General features: G+C 63.9%; 18 protein-coding genes. 9 read left to right on the top strand and 9 right to left on the bottom strand.

What is annotated here, in order from left to right; translation table 11 throughout:
* Nucleotides 1-21: 21 nt before the first annotated feature.
* Together glyA and TMS3_RS06495 are read left to right on the top strand one after the other, a co-directional pair.
* On the top strand, nucleotides 22-1,275 hold the full coding sequence (gene glyA, locus TMS3_RS06505; protein WP_025164451.1) for a serine hydroxymethyltransferase: 1,254 nt from the start codon (nucleotides 22-24) through the stop codon (nucleotides 1,273-1,275).
* A 347-nt stretch (nucleotides 1,276-1,622) separates the two neighbouring features.
* Nucleotides 1,623-1,994 carry a PilZ domain-containing protein gene (locus tag TMS3_RS06495; RefSeq protein WP_025164449.1) on the top strand — a complete coding sequence of 124 codons (372 nt, stop codon included), beginning with the start codon at nucleotides 1,623-1,625 and terminating at the stop codon, nucleotides 1,992-1,994.
* Nucleotides 1,995-2,145: 151 nt separating this feature from the next.
* Here TMS3_RS06495 and radA read toward each other — a convergent pair whose 3' ends face one another.
* From radA to TMS3_RS06480, 3 genes are all read right to left on the bottom strand, one after another.
* Nucleotides 2,146-3,510: a DNA repair protein RadA gene (radA, locus tag TMS3_RS06490; RefSeq protein ID WP_025164448.1), complete on the bottom strand. Its 1,365-nt coding sequence runs from the start codon at nucleotides 3,508-3,510 to the stop codon at nucleotides 2,146-2,148.
* Nucleotides 3,511-3,574: 64 nt separating this feature from the next.
* Nucleotides 3,575-3,841 (bottom strand): YdcH family protein, encoded by a 267-nt coding sequence (locus TMS3_RS06485; RefSeq protein WP_025164447.1) that lies wholly within the window; start codon nucleotides 3,839-3,841, stop codon nucleotides 3,575-3,577.
* 76 nt (nucleotides 3,842-3,917) lie between these two features.
* Nucleotides 3,918-4,163 carry a YdcH family protein gene (locus tag TMS3_RS06480; RefSeq protein ID WP_025164446.1) on the bottom strand — a complete coding sequence of 82 codons (246 nt, stop codon included), beginning with the start codon at nucleotides 4,161-4,163 and terminating at the stop codon, nucleotides 3,918-3,920.
* Nucleotides 4,164-4,377: 214 nt separating this feature from the next.
* Here TMS3_RS06480 and mscL point away from each other — a divergent pair, with 214 nt between their 5' ends.
* Complete coding sequence (gene mscL / locus TMS3_RS06475; protein ID WP_025164445.1) at nucleotides 4,378-4,788, top strand: large-conductance mechanosensitive channel protein MscL; 411 nt, start codon at nucleotides 4,378-4,380, stop codon at nucleotides 4,786-4,788.
* Between the two features lie 53 nt (nucleotides 4,789-4,841).
* Here the strand turns inward: mscL and TMS3_RS06470 are convergent, their stop codons facing one another.
* On the bottom strand, nucleotides 4,842-5,618 hold the full coding sequence (locus tag TMS3_RS06470; RefSeq protein ID WP_025164444.1) for a ferredoxin--NADP reductase: 777 nt from the start codon (nucleotides 5,616-5,618) through the stop codon (nucleotides 4,842-4,844).
* A 73-nt stretch (nucleotides 5,619-5,691) separates the two neighbouring features.
* Between TMS3_RS06470 and TMS3_RS06465 the strand changes: the two genes are divergently transcribed.
* Nucleotides 5,692-6,816 carry a methyltransferase gene (locus tag TMS3_RS06465; protein WP_025164443.1) on the top strand — a complete coding sequence of 375 codons (1,125 nt, stop codon included), beginning with the start codon at nucleotides 5,692-5,694 and terminating at the stop codon, nucleotides 6,814-6,816.
* A 90-nt stretch (nucleotides 6,817-6,906) separates the two neighbouring features.
* Here the strand turns inward: TMS3_RS06465 and TMS3_RS06460 are convergent, their stop codons facing one another.
* The 3 genes from TMS3_RS06460 to TMS3_RS06450 are packed head-to-tail and all read right to left on the bottom strand — an operon-like array spanning nucleotide 6,907 to nucleotide 9,514.
* Nucleotides 6,907-7,053: a DUF2474 domain-containing protein gene (locus TMS3_RS06460; protein WP_043301776.1), complete on the bottom strand. Its 147-nt coding sequence runs from the start codon at nucleotides 7,051-7,053 to the stop codon at nucleotides 6,907-6,909.
* 11 nt (nucleotides 7,054-7,064) lie between these two features.
* Nucleotides 7,065-8,072, bottom strand: a complete 1,008-nt coding sequence (gene cydB / locus TMS3_RS06455) for a cytochrome d ubiquinol oxidase subunit II (protein ID WP_025164442.1) — start codon at nucleotides 8,070-8,072, stop codon at nucleotides 7,065-7,067.
* A 2-nt stretch (nucleotides 8,073-8,074) separates the two neighbouring features.
* On the bottom strand, nucleotides 8,075-9,514 hold the full coding sequence (locus TMS3_RS06450) for a cytochrome ubiquinol oxidase subunit I (protein ID WP_025164441.1): 1,440 nt from the start codon (nucleotides 9,512-9,514) through the stop codon (nucleotides 8,075-8,077).
* A gap of 280 nt (nucleotides 9,515-9,794) precedes the next feature.
* Between TMS3_RS06450 and TMS3_RS06445 the strand changes: the two genes are divergently transcribed.
* Nucleotides 9,795-11,039, top strand: coding sequence for an MFS transporter (locus tag TMS3_RS06445; protein WP_025164440.1), 1,245 nt, complete (start codon nucleotides 9,795-9,797; stop codon nucleotides 11,037-11,039).
* A 10-nt stretch (nucleotides 11,040-11,049) separates the two neighbouring features.
* Here the strand turns inward: TMS3_RS06445 and TMS3_RS06440 are convergent, their stop codons facing one another.
* Nucleotides 11,050-11,925, bottom strand: coding sequence for a LysR family transcriptional regulator (locus tag TMS3_RS06440; RefSeq protein ID WP_025164439.1), 876 nt, complete (start codon nucleotides 11,923-11,925; stop codon nucleotides 11,050-11,052).
* Between the two features lie 111 nt (nucleotides 11,926-12,036).
* On the opposite strand from TMS3_RS06440, the gene TMS3_RS06435 reads away from it, so the two are divergent.
* Both TMS3_RS06435 and TMS3_RS06430 read left to right on the top strand, forming a co-directional pair.
* Nucleotides 12,037-12,453: a DoxX family protein gene (locus TMS3_RS06435; protein WP_025164438.1), complete on the top strand. Its 417-nt coding sequence runs from the start codon at nucleotides 12,037-12,039 to the stop codon at nucleotides 12,451-12,453.
* The gene (locus TMS3_RS06430; RefSeq protein ID WP_025164437.1) at nucleotides 12,450-13,160 is read left to right on the top strand and encodes a glutathione S-transferase family protein; all 711 of its coding nucleotides are present in this window, start codon (nucleotides 12,450-12,452) and stop codon (nucleotides 13,158-13,160) included. Before TMS3_RS06435 ends, TMS3_RS06430 begins: the two co-directional genes overlap by 4 nt.
* A 31-nt stretch (nucleotides 13,161-13,191) precedes the next feature.
* Here TMS3_RS06430 and TMS3_RS06425 read toward each other — a convergent pair whose 3' ends face one another.
* Entirely contained in the window at nucleotides 13,192-13,746 is a 555-nt protein-coding gene (locus tag TMS3_RS06425; protein WP_025164436.1) for a DJ-1 family glyoxalase III, read from the bottom strand.
* Between the two features lie 379 nt (nucleotides 13,747-14,125).
* Here TMS3_RS06425 and TMS3_RS06420 point away from each other — a divergent pair, with 379 nt between their 5' ends.
* A complete protein-coding gene (locus TMS3_RS06420) occupies nucleotides 14,126-15,418 on the top strand; it encodes an NCS2 family permease (protein WP_025164435.1) in 1,293 nt (430 codons plus the stop codon).
* 153 nt (nucleotides 15,419-15,571) lie between these two features.
* Complete coding sequence (gene trmA, locus TMS3_RS06415) at nucleotides 15,572-16,660, top strand: tRNA (uridine(54)-C5)-methyltransferase TrmA (protein WP_025164434.1); 1,089 nt, start codon at nucleotides 15,572-15,574, stop codon at nucleotides 16,658-16,660.
* Nucleotides 16,661-16,815 lie beyond the last annotated feature (155 nt).

Below are 16,815 nucleotides of genomic sequence, written 5' to 3'. Positions count from 1 at the left end.
ACTTTCCTCAGGGGATTACCTATGTTCAGCCGTGATTTGAACCTTGCCCGTTTCGACGCCGAATTGTCTGCCGTGATGGAGCAGGAAGCCCAGCGCCAGGAAGAACACATCGAGCTGATCGCCTCGGAAAACTACACCAGCCCGGCGGTCATGGAAGCCCAGGGTTCGGTGCTGACCAACAAGTACGCCGAAGGCTATCCGGGCAAGCGTTACTACGGCGGCTGCGAGTACGTCGACGTGGTCGAGCAGCTTGCAATAGACAGAGCCAAGCAGCTGTTCGGCGCCGATTACGCCAACGTTCAGCCGCACTCTGGCAGCCAGGCCAACGCCGCCGTGTACATGGCCCTGCTCAACGCTGGCGACACCGTACTGGGCATGAGCCTGGCCCACGGTGGCCACCTGACCCACGGCGCCAGCGTGAGCTTCTCCGGCAAGCTGTATAACGCCGTACAGTACGGCATCGACGGCAATGGCCTGATCGACTACGCCGAAGTCGAGCGCCTGGCGATCGAGCACAAGCCGAAGATGATCATCGCCGGCTTCTCGGCCTACTCCCAGATCCTCGACTTCCCGCGCTTCCGCGAAATCGCCGACAGGGTTGGCGCCTACCTGTTCGTCGACATGGCCCACGTCGCCGGCCTGGTTGCCGCTGGCGTGTACCCGAACCCGGTGCCGTTTGCCGACGTGGTCACCACCACCACCCACAAGACCCTGCGCGGCCCACGCGGCGGTCTGATCATCGCGCGCAAGAACGAAGAGTTGGAGAAGAAATTCAACTCCGCCGTGTTCCCAGGTGGCCAGGGTGGTCCGCTGGAGCATGTGATCGCGGCCAAGGCGGTGTGCTTCAAGGAAGCCCTGCAGCCCGAATTCAAGGCTTACCAGCAGCAGGTGGTGAAGAACGCCCAGACCATGGCCAAGGTGTTCATCGAGAACGGCTACGACGTGGTTTCCGGCGGCACCGAGAACCACCTGTTCCTGCTCAGCCTGATCAAGCAGGAAATCACCGGTAAAGACGCCGACGCCGCCCTGGGTCGTGCCTTTATCACCGTGAACAAAAACTCGGTGCCCAACGACCCGCGTTCGCCGTTCGTCACCTCCGGTCTGCGCATCGGTACCCCGGCCGTGACCACCCGCGGCTTCAAGGAAAGCGAGTGCCGCCAGCTGGCCGGCTGGATCTGCGAAGTCCTGGCTAACATGGGTGACGAGTCGGTGGTCGACAGCGTGCGCGAACAGGTCAAGGCGCTGTGCGCCAAATTCCCTGTTTACGGCGTCTGATCTAACACCTGAAATGCGAAGCCCGCCAATCGGCGGGCTTTTTCGTAAGCGGCGAAAGTCAGTCGCAACCCCAATGTTACTGAGCCGAGCGGCACGGCGCCGAAACAACGCCACGCATGCGCGCAGGACTTGCTCATCAGCCCTATATGCAGCATTTTGGCGCCCCGCTCTTTTAGGGCAGCTACACCCCACGAGTAAACCGGGCCAGACCTAGCCAACCATGCAGGCGCCAACCTGAGAACCAGCCGGCTGGTTATCACGTGCCCGATCATGGTCGGTTGCAGACAGCGTGTTTGCCGCCACCGCCAGCCCCGCTATAGTGGGTAGAATCGCCCAGGAGTTTTCCCATGAGTGAACCATCTAACGAGCGCCGACGCTTTCACCGCATCGCCTTCGACGCTCCCACCGAAATAGTACAGGACACGCAAAGCTGGAGCGTCGAGCTGCTCGACGTGTCACTCAAGGGCTTGCTGATCAAACGACCGGAGGACTGGGACGGCGCGCCGCACCAGCCTTTCCAGGCCTGCATCGCGCTGGGCGGTGAGACCCAGGTGCGCATGGAAATGGTGCTGACGCGCATTCAGGACCAACTGCTGGGCTTCGTCTGCACGCATATCGACCTCGATTCGATCAGTCATTTGCGTCGTTTGGTCGAGCTCAATCTCGGTGACGAACAGCTGCTCGAGCGCGATCTGGCAGCGCTCAGCGAAGAAGGCTGAGTTCAGCCCCTGGAAACATCCCCTGGGCAGGCCGGCACGCCGAGTGCCGCCAGCCCTTAGCTCAATCGCTGAGCCGCCTGCCGGGCAGCGCCCGCCGACTGGATCGAGGAACGAGATCTCTGCGCGCGCCCAACAAAACCCCAGGGCGGAGCTACTCGAACAACGCATCCAGCGCCTGTTCCAGGCGCGTCACCGCAATGATTTGCAGCCCGGCCGGCGCCTCCTTGGGCGCATTGCCCTTGGGCACGATGGCGCGCTTGAAACCATGCTTGGCCGCTTCCTTTAGGCGCTCCTGGCCGCTCGGCACCGGGCGAATCTCACCGGACAGGCCGACCTCGCCAAAGACCAGTAGATCATGCGGCAGCGGCCGGTTGCGCAGACTGGAGATGACAGCCGCCATCAAGGCCAGGTCGGAGGCGGTTTCCAGTACCTTGACCCCACCGACCACGTTAAGGAACACATCCTGGTCGTAGGTGGGAATGCCGCCGTGGCGATGCAGCACAGCCAGCAGCATGGCCAGCCGATTCTGGTCCAAGCCCAGGGTGACCCGGCGCGGGTTGCCCATGTGGCTGGTGTCGACCAGGGCTTGCACTTCCACCAGCATCGGCCGGGTGCCTTCCCAGGTGGCCATGACCACGCTGCCCGGCACCTCTTCCTGGGCACGAGTGAGGAAGATCGCCGAGGGGTTGGTGACCTCCTTGAGGCCTTTGTCGGTCATGCCGAACACGCCCAACTCGTTGATCGCACCGAAGCGGTTTTTCACCGCGCGCAGCAGGCGCAGGCGGCCGTCGGACTCACCCTCGAAATACAGCACGGTGTCGACCATATGTTCGAGCACCCGCGGGCCCGCCAGGGCGCCTTCCTTGGTGACATGGCCGACCAGGAAGATCGCCGTGCCACTCTGCTTGGCGAAGCGCACCAACAGTGCCGCGCTCTCGCGCACCTGGGCCACGCCACCGGGAGCCGACTGCAACTGTTCGGTAAAGATCGTCTGGATCGAATCGATCACCATCACCTTGGGTTTTTCCAGGCGCGCCGTGGCGATGATGGTTTCGATGTTGGTCTCGGTCATCACCTTCAGCTGGTCTTCCGGCAGCCCCAGGCGTCGGGCGCGCATCGCAACCTGCTGTTGCGACTCCTCGCCGGTGACGTACAGCGCCGGCATGCGCGTGGCAATATTGCACAGGGTCTGCAGCAGGATGGTCGACTTGCCGATGCCCGGATCGCCACCAATCAGCACCACCGAGCCGTCCACCAGGCCACCACCCAGCACCCGGTCCAGCTCGCCGGAGGCGGTGGAAAAGCGCGGCACTTGCTCGACACTGACTTCTGCCAGGGTCTTGACCTGCGCTTGCTGGCCGGTCCAACCGGTGCGGCCACTCGGCGTCGCCGTATTGGCCTCCAGCAGCGTTTCCACCAGGGTGTTCCAGGCACCGCACTCAGCGCACTGGCCGGCCCACTTGGGAAACGTCGCACCACACTCGGTGCAGCCATACAATCGCTTGGCCTTGGCCATCGAGCGGACTCCGTCAGACGAAAGCCCGCATCATAGCCTTTCCAAACAGTGCAACGGGAGTGGATCAGCCCTGGCAGCAACCGCAGCAACTGGCCGCAGGCTTGAGCCGACTGGCGACCTGATCCTTGAGCACGCCTCGCTGGTGCTTCAAGGCATTCAGGGCGTCGTCGGCCAACACCTCGACGCCGTCCTCCATCCCGCAGATGCGCTGGTCGAGTACCTCATATTCATCGGCCAGGCGGGCGAAAGCCGGATCGGATTGACGCAAAGCATGCAACTCGGCACGCAGTTCGGGGAACTCATGGACCAGGGGGTGATGTTCGATATGCATGCTGACACTCCAGAGTAAGAATACCCGCAGCTTACCCCCCTCCTAATCGGCCAGCCCTTGATCCGGGTCAACCAGATCAGCTGTCAGCAGTTTTGAGCAGCCCGGCGATTTCGTCTTTGAGCACCACGCGCTGCAATTTCAAACCTTGTAATTGCAAATCGTCCATATTGGCCAGACCATCCTCGGCCTCATAAATGCGCTTATCCAACGTCTGGTACTCCTCGGCCAGCCGGGAGAAATGCGCATTACTCTGCATCAGGCTGCGCAGAGCGTTTTGCTGATCGGGAAACTCACGGGACAGTGGGTGATATTCGAGCGGCATGACGGAGACTCCTGAGGGTTTCTTCTATCAGACTAGCCCATCGAATGGCGAAAGCGCCGCCCCAGCGGCCCGCCGGTCTCCCTGGTTGAAACCACTACTCGGTGGGCGGGTTTCGCCTCGGGCCAAGGCTACCCACGCCCTTGCAGGCCCCAACTGGCGAGCCTGCGCGAGTGGTTTACACTCACCGACAACCATTTATCGGGGATATCCAACCATGAGTGTCTTGAGTGAGTTCAAAACCTTCGCGGTCAAAGGTAACGTGGTCGACATGGCCGTGGGCATCATCATCGGTGCGGCCTTCGGCAAGATCGTCAGTTCCTTCGTCGCGGACATGATCATGCCGCCCATTGGCCTGCTGATCGGTGGCGTGGACTTCGCCGATCTGGTGGTCGTCCTCAAGGCCGCCGAGGGCGATCTTGAGGCGGTGACGCTGAATTACGGACAGTTCCTGCAGAGCATCCTCGACTTCCTCATCGTCGCCTTCGCCATCTTCATGGGGGTCAAGGTGATCAACAGACTCAAGCGCGAAGAAGCCGCCGCCCCAGCCAAACCAGCGGCACCGACCAAGGATCAGCAGCTACTCAGTGAAATCCGCGATCTGCTCAAGGCTCAGCAGGAGAAATAGGCGTCGCCCCTGCCACTACATCGGCGCCGTTTCTATGTGCGCAGCACAGCGAACTACCAGTAATTCTCTACCGCCACCTGGCCTGGCCGTCGAGTCAGGCTCAACTGCAAGTCCCGCTGTTTCAGCAGCATGCGGGTGTCTTCGATCATCTGCGGGTTGCCGCACAGCATCAGCCGCGAGTGCTCGGGCTCCAGCGCCAGGCCGGCCGCGCGCTCCAGTTCGCCACTTTGCAGCAAGGTGGTGATGCGCCCATGCAGGCAGCCGGGCGCGTGCTCACGGGTGACCAAGGGCAAGTAGGTCAGTTTGTCGGCGTAGTCGGCCAGGTGCTCCAACTGGCTGAGCCCATGGATCAGCGACTGATAGGCCAGCTCACTGGCCGTGCGTGCGCTGTAGATCAGGACGATGCGCTCGAATCGCTGCCAGGCCTCGAAGTCTTGCAACAACGAGAGGAACGGCGCCAGACCGGTACCGCTGGCCAAGAGCCAGAGGTCACGCCCCGTGGCGAAACGCTCGAGGGTGAGGAAACCAAACGCCTGTTTATCTACCAGCAGGGTATCGCCGACCTTGAGCCGGCTCAGCTCGGAAGTGAATTCGCCGCCGGGCACGACAATGGAAAAAAACTCGAGAAACTCGTCGTGCGGCGCCGAGACCATCGAGTAGGCGCGCCAGACCACCGAGCCATCCGCCTTGCGCACGCCCAGGCGGGCGAATTGCCCGGCGCGAAAACGAAACCCGGGATCACGCGAACAGCGCAGGCTGAACAGACTCGGCGACCAGACCCGCACCTCGCTCAGGGTTTGCCGGGTGAACTTCTCTTCGCTGACGGTCATACTTCGCTCCCATCGTCTATCGAGACACCCATAGTGTCCCGCAAAGCGCCGCCCACAAACACCAGCAGTCTATATGCCTATATTCGTTACGCCTTTTGCCCAGCTCGACCTGATCCGCCAACCCGAGCAACAGGCTGAGCCGTTGCAGGCCTTCGATGCCGCCGACGAGTACCTGCTCAAGCATGTGCATGAGCAAGGCCTGCCGGCAACAGCCCGGGTGCTGGTGCTCAACGACAACTTCGGCGCCCTGGCAGCCAGCCTGGCCGGTCATGCCCAGGTGACCAGCAGCGGTGACTCCTACCTGGGCCAGCAGGGATTGCAGATCAACCTGGGGCGTAACCAGCTGCCGGCTGACGCGGTGACCTTCGTGCCGGCCAGTGCCACTGCGCAGGGGCCGTTCGACCGGGTGCTGATTCGCGTGCCGAAGACCCTGGCCCTGCTGGAAGAACAACTGATTCGCCTGCACGGTCAACTGGCTCCGGGCGCCCAGGTGATCGCCGCGGCCATGGTCAAGCACCTGCCGCGCGCCGCCGGCGACCTGCTTGAGCAGTACATAGGCCCGGTGCAGGCCTCGCTGGCGGTGAAGAAGGCGCGCCTGCTGGTGGCCACGCCGGAGACAAAAGCCGCGCCGACATCGCCTTACCCAACCCGTTACCACCTCGAGCAGCCGAAGCTGGAACTGCTCAACCATGCCAATGTGTTCTGCCGCGAAGGTCTGGACATCGGCACCCGCGCCTTCCTACCGCACCTGCCCAAGCACCAGAGGCGCACCCGCGTGGCCGATCTCGGTTGCGGCAATGGCGTGCTGGGCATCGCCTATGCCCTCGCCAGCCCACAGGCGGAACTGACCCTGGTCGACGAGTCCTATATGGCCGTGCAGTCGGCTGCGCAGAACTGGCGCGCAGCACTCGGCGAACGCCCGCTGACCATTCGCGCCGGCGATGGCCTGGCCGAGCAGGAGGCGGATTCACTGGACCTGGTGCTGTGCAACCCGCCGTTCCACCAGCAGCAGGTGGTCGGCGACTTTCTCGCCTGGCGCATGTTCCAGCAAGCCCGCGCAGCCCTGGTCAAAGGCGGCGAGCTGTGGATAGTCGGTAACCGCCACCTGGGCTACCACGCCAAGCTCAAGAAGCTGTTTCGCGGCGTCGAGCAGGTCGCGGCCACACCCAAGTTCGTGGTGCTCAAGGCGATCAAGTAGCGCTGAGTCTATTCGTGGCCAAGGCCGCTCCCACGGGCAATAACGACTGTGGGAGCGGCCTTGGCCGCGAACAATAGGCGCAGCGACGGGCTATCCGGGCGTGCCCAGTCCCGCCGCCGTCATAAACAGCCGCAGCAGCCCGGCCACCACGCCCAGGGCCAGCACGCTGGCAGCCCAGATCAGCACCAGCCAACCCAACCGCTGCCACAGCGGCTTCTTCTCGCCCGGCTCAGTCATCGCCCCGCGCCTCAATGGTAGCCATCCTCTTCCCGCACCTTGCCGCGGAACACGTAATAGCTCCAGGCCGTGTACATCAGGATGAAGGGAATGATGAACAGCGCGCCGACCAGGATGAAGCCCTGGCTTTGCGGCGGCGAGGCAGCGTCCCAGATCGACACCGACGGCGGGATGATATTCGGCCAAAGACTTATGCCCAGGCCGCTGTAGCCGAGGAAGATCAGCGTCAGGGTCAGCAGGAACGGTGCGTAGTTGGCGTTGCGCGCCACCGCACGCAAAAGCGCCCAGGTACACAGCAGCACCAGCAGCGGCACCGGCATGAACCAGAACAGGTTAGGCAGACTGAACCAGCGCTCGGCAATCTCGGCATGCGCCAGCGGCGTCCACAGGCTAACCATACCGGTGACCACCAACAGGACGAACACCAGCGGTCGCGCCAGGTCATGCATCTGCTGCTGCAGGCGGCCTTCGGTCTTCATGATCAGCCAGGTGCAGCCGAGCAAGGCGTAGGCGGCGATCAGCGCCAGGCCGCAAAACAACGAGAACGGCGTCAGCCAGTCAAGCGCACCACCGGCATAGGCCCGATCCACCACCTCGAAGCCGTCGATATAGGCGCCCAGCGCCACCCCCTGAAAGAAGGTCGCGGTCAGCGAACCGCCGATAAACGCCTTGTCCCAGATGTGGCGTTTGGCAGCCTTGGCCTTGAAGCGGAACTCGAACGCCACGCCGCGAAAGATCAGCCCCAGCAGCATGAAGATCAACGGCAGGTACAGCGCACTCAAGACCACCGCGTAGGCCAGAGGAAAGGCGCCGAACAGCGCCGCACCGCCGAGCACCAGCCAGGTCTCGTTGCCGTCCCACACCGGCGCCACGGTGTTCATCATCACATCGCGCTCGCCCTCGCTCTTGACGAAGGGAAAGAGGATACCGATGCCCAGATCGAAACCGTCCATCACTACATACATCATCACCCCGAAGGCGATGATCACGGCCCAGATCAACGAAAGATCGATGCCCATATTCAGCTCCTCTCAGACCGTGTATCGCTGCCATTCTCGTGCAGATCTTCCTCGGCCGCGGACAACGGACGCGATGGCGTATGTTGCTGCCCTGGACCACCCTCGACGACTTCCTGACCTTCGCCGGTGATCGGCCCCTTGCGCACCAGGCGCATCATGTAGCCTAGGCCCACGCCGAACAGGGCGAAATACACCACCACGAACAACGTCAGGGTCACACTCATCTGCACCAGGCCGTGCCCGGAAGACGCATCGGCGGTGCGCATCAACCCCTGGATCACCCAGGGCTGACGACCGATCTCGGTGGTGTACCAACCGGCGAGCATGGCGATGATCCCCGAGGGCCCCATCCATACCGCCAGATGCAGGAACGCGCGGTTCTCGAACAACTTGCCGCGACTGCGCAGCCACAAACCCCAGAGGCCGGTGAAAATCATCAGCAGGCCCAGGGCAACCATCACCCGGAAGGTCCAGAACACTATCGTCGAGTTGGCGCGATCCTCGGGGGCGAACTCCTTCAGTGCCGGCACCTGCTGGTCCAGGCTGTGAGTCAGAATCAGACTGCCGAGGGCGGGAATCTCCAGCTTGAAGCGGGTCTCCTCGCGCTGCATGTCCGGCCAGCCGAAGAGGATCAGCGGGGTCGGCTCATCGCCGTGATTTTCCCAGTGGCCCTCGATCGCGGCGATTTTCGCTGGCTGGTACTTCAGGGTATTGAGGCCGTGCAAGTCGCCAATCATTGCCTGGATCGGCGCCACCAGCAGGGCCATCCACAGGGCCATCGAGAGCATCTTGCGCAGCGCCGGGTTGTCCCGACCGCGCAGCAAGTGCCAGGCCGCCGAGGCGCCGACGAAGAACGCGGTGGAGAGAAAGGCCGCCGTGGCCATGTGCGCCAGACGATAGGGGAAGGACGGGTTGAATATCACCGCCAGCCAGTCCACCGGAATCACCCGCCCGTCGATGATCTCGAAGCCCTGCGGGGTGTGCATCCAACTGTTGGAGGCAAGAATCCAGAAGGTCGAGATCAGCGTGCCAATCGCCACCATCACCGTGGAAAAGAAGTGCAGCCCCGGACCCACCCGGTTCCAGCCGAACAGCATGACGCCGAGAAAGCCCGCCTCGAGGAAGAATGCGGTGAGTACTTCATAAGTCAGCAGCGGCCCGGTGACCGCGCCGGCGAAGTCCGAGAAGGCGCTCCAGTTGGTGCCGAACTGATAGGCCATGACCAGCCCGGAGACCACGCCCATGCCGAAGTTGACGGCGAAGATCTTCGACCAGAAGTGGTACAGATCGCGGTACACCTCTTGTCCGCTCTTCAACCACAACCCTTCCAGCACCGCCAGGTAACTGGCCAGGCCAATGGTGATGGCCGGGAAGATGATGTGAAAGGAGATGGTGAAGGCAAACTGGATTCGGGCGAGATCTAGAGCCTCTAAGCCGAACATAGAACTTCCTCAGTCAGGTTATTCGGGGCACAGCCTTGTGCGAGCTCCAGACGTTGGAGCGCAATATGGCGCAATCGTTCTTGTCATGCAGGCAAACGGCGGGTGGGCCAAACAGCCCCCAGGCCAAGGCAAACGGGCCTTGACCTGGATCAATCAATGCTAAAAGAGTAACGCCATTGCACACACTTGAAGCTGTGGTTATTTGTCGCGCGAGGCAGCTGGCCTGGCCGGCCGCCATGCTAAGCTAGCGCACCGTTAGTTAGCCTGCTAAGTACTTACCATGTCCGTCCACGGCAAACTGCTGCTGCGTCATCAGCGCCCCTTTATCGCCTTCTGGCTGGCCCGCGTGTGCACCGCCAGCGGCTTTCAGATGCTCACCGTGGCGATCGGCTGGCACATGTATCAGCTGACCGGCAACGTGCTCGACCTGGGCCTGGTCGGCCTGGCCGAGTTCCTCCCGCGCGTGCTGTTCATGCTGCACACCGGGCATGTCGCCGACCGCTACGACCGGCGCAAGATCGCCGCCCTGTGCCAGGCCGGCCAGGCGCTGATCGCCATCGCCCTGGTGCTGGGCAGCAGCAGCGGCGAGGTGACCCGCGAGCTGATATTCGTCCTGGCCTTCCTGCTCGGCAGCGCCCGCGCCTTCGAGATGCCGGCGACCCAGGCGCTGCTGCCCAGTCTGGTGCCCAAGGCGCTGTTTCCCGCCGCGGTAGCCGCCTCGGCTTCGGCCATGCAGACCGCAACTATCGCCGCGCCGGCGCTCGGTGGTTTCCTGTATGCCTTCGGCAGTTTGTGGGTGTATGCGCCGACCGCGCTGCTGTATGTGCTGGCCTGCAGCCTGATGCTCAGCCTGCCAGCGCGGCAAACGGCGCTGCGCAAGGAGCGCGCCTCGTTGCACTCGCTGCTCGCCGGCATCCGCTATATCCGCAGCCGCCGGGATATCTTCGGCGCCATCTCCCTCGACCTGTTCGCCGTGTTACTCGGCGGCGCCACTGCCCTGCTGCCGGTGTTCGCCAAGGACATCCTGCTCACCGGGCCCTGGGGCCTCGGTCTGCTGCGTTCGGCGCCGGCGGTCGGCGCCTTGCTGATGTCGTTCTGGCTGGCGCGCTTTCCCATCGATCGTCAGGTCGGGCGGATCATGTTCACTGCGGTGGCGGTGTTCGGCGTGGCGACCATCGCCTTCGGCCTGTCCACCTCATTCTGGTTCAGCCTGGCGGTGCTGGTGATTCTCGGCGCGGCGGACATGATCAGCATGGTGATTCGCGGCGCCTTCGTGCAGTTGCACACCCCGGACGAGATGCGCGGCCGGGTCAGCGCGGTCAACGGCCTGTTCATCGGCGCCTCCAACCAGCTCGGCGAATTCGAATCCGGCCTCACCGCGCACTGGTTCGGTACGGTCCCGGCGGTGGTGCTCGGCGGCGTCGGCACCCTGCTGGTCACCGGTGCCTGGATCAAGCTGTTTCCCAGCCTGGCCCGGCGCGACCAGCTGCAGGAACCCGAGGAGATCGCCGAGGCGCCGCGCTAGCGCCGCTCTCTCAGTGCACCAGGCGCGGGTCGGCACTCAGGCGCTGGTAGAGAAAATCACTCAGCGCACGAATCCGCGCCACCTTGCGCAGGTCCGGATGACTGAGCAGCCAGACCTGGGTGTCCAGCGCCGGCTCGGCGTCGGCCAGGCGCACCAGTTCGGCATGCGCCTGCGCCAGCGGGCAAAGTAGCAGGCCGGCGCCCATGCCCTGGCGCACGCACTCGAGCATCCCGACCAGGCTGTCGCTGCGCGTCAGCACCCGCTCATCGGGTACCTGGGCGGCCAGCCAGGCACTCTGTTCGAGATGTGCCAAGGACTCATCCGCGCCCACCCACAGGTGCTCCGCCCACGGCAGCTGCGCCGGTTTGTCGGCCAGGTAGGCACGCGAGGCATACACCGCCGTCTGGATCCGCCCGACGCAGCGGCCGATCAGGTTATCCGGCGGCCGATTGCTGCCACGCACGGCCATATCGGCCTCGCGCTGGGTCAGGCTGAGGAAGCTGTTGTTGATCACCAGTTGCAGGGACACCTGCGGATGCAAACGCTGGAACTCGGCCAGCAACGGCGTCAGCAGGCTGTTGAACAGGGTGTCGGTGGACGTCAGGCGGATGCTGCCACGAACCTGCTGGTCCTGGCCCAGCAGTTGCCGCCCGGCGCCGTCGATCTGCTCACCTACTCCGCCGAGCCTACCGGCCAGCTCCTCGCCCGCCTGGGTCAGCACATAGCCCGCGGCGTGGCGCTGAAACAGGGCCACGCCGAGCTGCGCCTCCAGACGCTGCAAGCGGCGCAGCACGGTGCTGTGGTTGACCCGCAGGGCGCGCGCCGCCTGGCTGATCGAACCGCCCTGGGCCACGGCGAGGAAATACTGCAGGTCGCTCCAGTCCATCTATGCAAATCCGCATAATCGTTTCGCAGATATTGCTAATTTATCCGCCAAATTGCAAAGCCCAGACTCTGAGCACAGGCACTCTTGCCCGCCGCACACAGGACTTCTGTCATGCGTACATTCAACCTCCTCAGCAACCCAGCCGCGGCCAGCCTGCTGCTGCGCATTGGCCTGGCCGGCATGTGGATCAGTCACGGCCTGATTCTCAAACTGCTCACCTTCGGCGTCGTCGGTCTCGGCAACTGGCTGGCCGCTATCGGCCTGCCATCCGCCCTCGCCCTGCCGCTGATCCTCGCCGAAACAGTCGGCGGCCTGCTGATCCTGCTGGGCATCTACGGCCGCTGGGTGTCGCTGGCCCTGTTGCCGATCCTGCTCGGCGCGCTGCTGATCCATGCACCCAACGGCTGGGTGTTCTCCAATCCCGACGGTGGCTGGGAATACCCCCTGTTCCTCGCCGTGATGACACTGGTGCACGCGCTGCTCGGCGACGGTCCGCTGGCCCTGAAGGCCGCAGGAGCCACCTCATGAACACTGCCCTCGAACTGATCAGCCATCCGTTGTGCCCCTATGTGCAACGCGCGGCCATCGTCCTGGCGGAAAAGGGCGTTGACTTCAGCCGCCGCGACATCGACCTGGCCGACAAACCGGCATGGTTCCTCGCCCTCTCACCGCTCGGCAAGGTGCCGCTGCTGCGCAGCGAGCGTGGCGTGCTGTTCGAGTCGGCGGTGATCGCCGAGTACCTCGACGAGACCCTGGCCCCACCCCTGCACCCACTGGATGCCTTCGAGCGTGCCCGCCATCGGGCCTGGGTCGAGTTCGCCTCGGCCGTCCTGAACAATATCGCGCGTTTCTACAATGCCGCCGACGCCGACGCGTTCGAGGCTCAGCGCCAGACCTTACGCCGCCGCTTCGAGCAGGTGGAGGCCGAACTCAACAGCGGCCCCTGGTTCGCCGACGCGGACTTCTGCCTGGTGGATGCGGCCTTTGCCCCGGTGTTTCGCTACTGGCAGGTATTCGAACGGATCGCCGACTTCGGCATCTTTGCCGGTTTGAGCAAGGTGCAGCGCTGGCGTCAGGCGCTGGCCACGCGTCCCTCGGTGCGCAACGCCGCGCCAGCGGATTACCGCGAACGCCTGTGGCAGTTCATTGCCCGTCGCGACAGCCATCTGGCGACCCTGCTCAAGCAGAGTTCGCCCGCACAGTTCACCAGCACCCCGGCCCCGCTGCGCGCTTAGGGTCACAGCGCGGCTGCAGACCAGGCGCGGCTCAACCGACCAGCATGGCCTCGGCCACCTGCTTGCGCGTGCCCTTGCCGCGCAGGTGTTCGACCAGGGTCAGGGCAAACTCCAGGGCGGTGCCTGGGCCCTGGCTGGTGATGCAGTTGCCGTCGACCACCACCGGCTGATCGACGAAGGTGCAGCCGCTGAGACGCTCGCTGAAGCTCGGGTAACAGGTCATCCGCCGCTGCTTGAGCACGCCGAATGGCTGCAAGGCCACCGCCGGCGCCGCACAGATGCCGGCGAACAGTTTGCCGGCCTTGGCCTGCTGGCGTACCCGCGCGGCCAGCGGTTCATGCTCGGCCAGGCGTTGTGCGCCGGGCATGCCGCCGGGCAGCACGACCAGGTCGAAGTCCTGGGCCAGCACGTCGACCAGCATGGTATCGGCGGTCAGGCGGGTGCCGCGGGCGCAGGTGATCATCCGCCGACCTTCGATGCTGGCGACTACCACCTCGACTTCGGCGCGCCGCAGCACATCGATCAGGGTCACGCATTCGATGTCCTCGACGCCATCGGCAACGGTAATAACAGCGCGCGTAGTCATGCTGACCTCCTCGACACTACAGAACGAAAACGATCCGTTCGGTCATAAATTCACCGGTTACGGCCTAGGGTCTGTTGCCGTTTCATTCGCGGCCGCGCCGTAGCCTGCTTTTGCGCGAGGCAAGGCACGNGTTGCGCGGGAAATGGCCCCCGCTGTTGTTGCAGGACTTGGCAAGGGAATGACCATTACCTGCGTCCTGCGCCTAATCGGGGGCCATTTCTCGCGGCAACGCGGCTCGCAATGAAACGGCAACATACCCTAGCTGATATGATGCGCGCCTTTTTCCAGACCGCCAGCAAAATCATCCACGCGCCAGTGGTTGTGCTTTGCTTTCGTTCTGCACTTTTAACGGCGCATCAGACGTCACAGGGAGCTTCGCATGCTGGAAAAGCTGTTCCAACTCAACGCGCACCAGACCACGGTCCGCACCGAGGTTCTCGCCGGTCTCACCACCTTTCTGACCATGGCCTACATCCTCTTCGTCAACCCGAGCATCCTCGCCGAAACCGGCATGGACCATGGCGCGGTGTTCGTCGCCACCTGCCTGGCGGCGGCCATCGGTTCGGCGGTCATGGGCCTGGTGGCCAATTACCCGATCGCCCTGGCGCCGGGCATGGGCCTCAACGCCTTCTTCACCTACACCGTGGTGCTGACCATGGGCCACACCTGGCAGGTGGCCCTGGGCGCCGTGTTCCTCTCCGGGGTGATCTTCTTCGCGCTGTCGATCTTCAAGATCCGCGAATGGATCATCAACAGCATCCCCATGGCCCTGCGCGCCGGTATTGCCGCCGGCATCGGTCTGTTTCTGGCGATCATCGCGCTGAAGAACGCCGGCATCGTGGTCGACCATCCGGCCACCCTGGTCAGCCTCGGCGACATGAGCCAGGGCGGCCCGTTGCTGGCTTGCCTCGGCTTCTTCCTCATCGCCGCCCTGGCTTACCGCCGCGTCACCGGTGCGGTGATGATCGGCATCCTGCTGATCACCGGCCTGTCGATCGCCCTCGGCCTGTCCAAGCTCGACGGCGTGATGTCGATGCCGCCAGCGCTGGCGCCGACCCTGATGCAACTGGATATCATAGGCGCCCTGGACATCGGCTTGCTTAGCGTGATCTTCGCCTTCCTCTTCGTCGACCTGTTCGACACCTCCGGCACCCTGGTCGGCGTGGCGCAGAAGGCCGACCTGCTGGATAAGGACGGCAAGATGCCCAAGCTCGGCCGCGCCCTGCTGGCCGACAGCACCGCGACCATGGCCGGCGCCGCCCTTGGCACCTCGACCACCACCAGCTATATCGAATCGGCCGCTGGCATCAGCGCCGGCGGGCGCACCGGCCTGACTGCCTGCGTGGTCGCCCTGCTGTTCCTCCTCAGCCTGTTCTTCGCCCCACTGGCCGGCGCCGTACCGGCCTACGCCACCGCGCCGGCCCTGCTGTTCGTCGCGGTGCTGATGATGAGCAGCCTGGCGCAGATAGACTGGGACGACCTGACCGTTGCCGCCCCCGTGGCCGTCGCTGCGCTGGCCATGCCGCTGACCTTCTCGATCGCCAACGGTATCGCCTTCGGCTTCATCACCTGGACCCTGGTCAAGGTGCTGGCCGGACGCTGGCGCGACCTCAACCCGGCGCTGGTGATTCTCTCGCTGCTGTTTGTGGTCAAGTTGGGCTGGTTTGCCTGAGACTGACCGTCCAAACCTAGGGAGGGTTTGCCGTAGCCCGGGTGAAATCCGGGGCAACTCTTAACCCTCCCTGGATTTCATCCAGGCTACCCTGAGCCGGCGTAAATGCCGGATCAGATACATCATTCCAATTGTCCAACTTCAGAGTGATTCATGAGTCTTTCGCAGTTCGATCCCGCTACCTACACCAGCCAGCTTGCAGAGAAGAAACAGCGCCTGATCGAACTGCTGGCGCCGTTCGACGCCCCCGAGCCCGAGGTGTTCGACTCGCCGCGCGAGCATTACCGCCTGCGCGCCGAGTTCCGCCTGTGGCGCGAGGCCGAGCAGCGTCACTACGCCATGTTCGCCCCAGGCGACAAACACACACCGATTCTGCTGGACGATTTCCCCATCGCCAGTACGCGGATCAATCAGCTGATGCCACAGCTGAAAGCCGCCTGGCAGGCCAGCCAGGTGCTGAGTTTCAAGCTGTTCCAGGTCGAGTTCCTCACCACCCTGGCCGGCGATGCGCTGCTCACCCTGTGCTATCACCGCCCACTGGACGCAGCCTGGCAGGCCGAGGCGGAGCAGCTCGCCGCCGAACTGGGGGTCAATCTGGTCGGCCGCTCGCGCGGCAAGCGCATCGTCATCGGTCGTGATTTTGCCGAGGAAGAACTGCAAGTCGCCGGTCGCACCTTCCGCTATCGCCAACCCGAAGGCGCCTTCACCCAGCCCAACGGCGCGGTCTGCCAGAAAATGCTCGGCTGGGCCTATGAAGCGCTCGGCCAACGCGACGACGACCTGCTGGAGCTGTACTGCGGCAACGGCAACTTCACCCTGCCACTGGCTACCCGGGTGCGCAAGGTGCTGGCCACCGAGATCAGCAAGAGCTCGGTGAATGCCGCCCTGGCCAACCTGGAAGGCAACGGCGTGGACAACGTGACCCTGGTGCGCCTGTCCGCCGAGGAGCTGACCCAGGCGCTCAACGAGGTGCGGCCGTTTCGCCGCCTGGCTGGCATCGACCTGAAGAGCTACGCCTTCGGCAGCGTGTTCGTCGACCCGCCACGTGCCGGCATGGACCCGGACACTTGCGAACTGACCCGACGCTTCGAACGCATCCTCTACATTTCCTGCAACCCGGAGACCCTGGCCGCCAACATCAGCCAGCTCAGCGACACCCACCGGGTCGAGCGCTGCGCGCTATTCGACCAGTTCCCCTACACCCACCACATGGAAGCGGGCGTGCTGCTGACCCGCAAGTAGCCACCGCCAAGCGCTACTCCGAAGCCCACTGGCGGAGCATGAGTAACCACTCAGAACCCAGAGTTGTTTGGGGACGGCGTAACAGTCGATTTACTCACGGAGCCGAGTCCGCAGACTCGTTAGCCACCAATCTGGGCCTGACTGCTGCCGCGAGC

The sequence above is a fragment of the Pseudomonas taeanensis MS-3 genome (assembly GCF_000498575.2).
GTDB classification, from domain to species: domain Bacteria; phylum Pseudomonadota; class Gammaproteobacteria; order Pseudomonadales; family Pseudomonadaceae; genus Aquipseudomonas; species Aquipseudomonas taeanensis.
The sequence above is the reverse complement of the archived record's forward strand: the minus strand, read 5'-3'. Positions and strand labels throughout refer to the sequence as shown.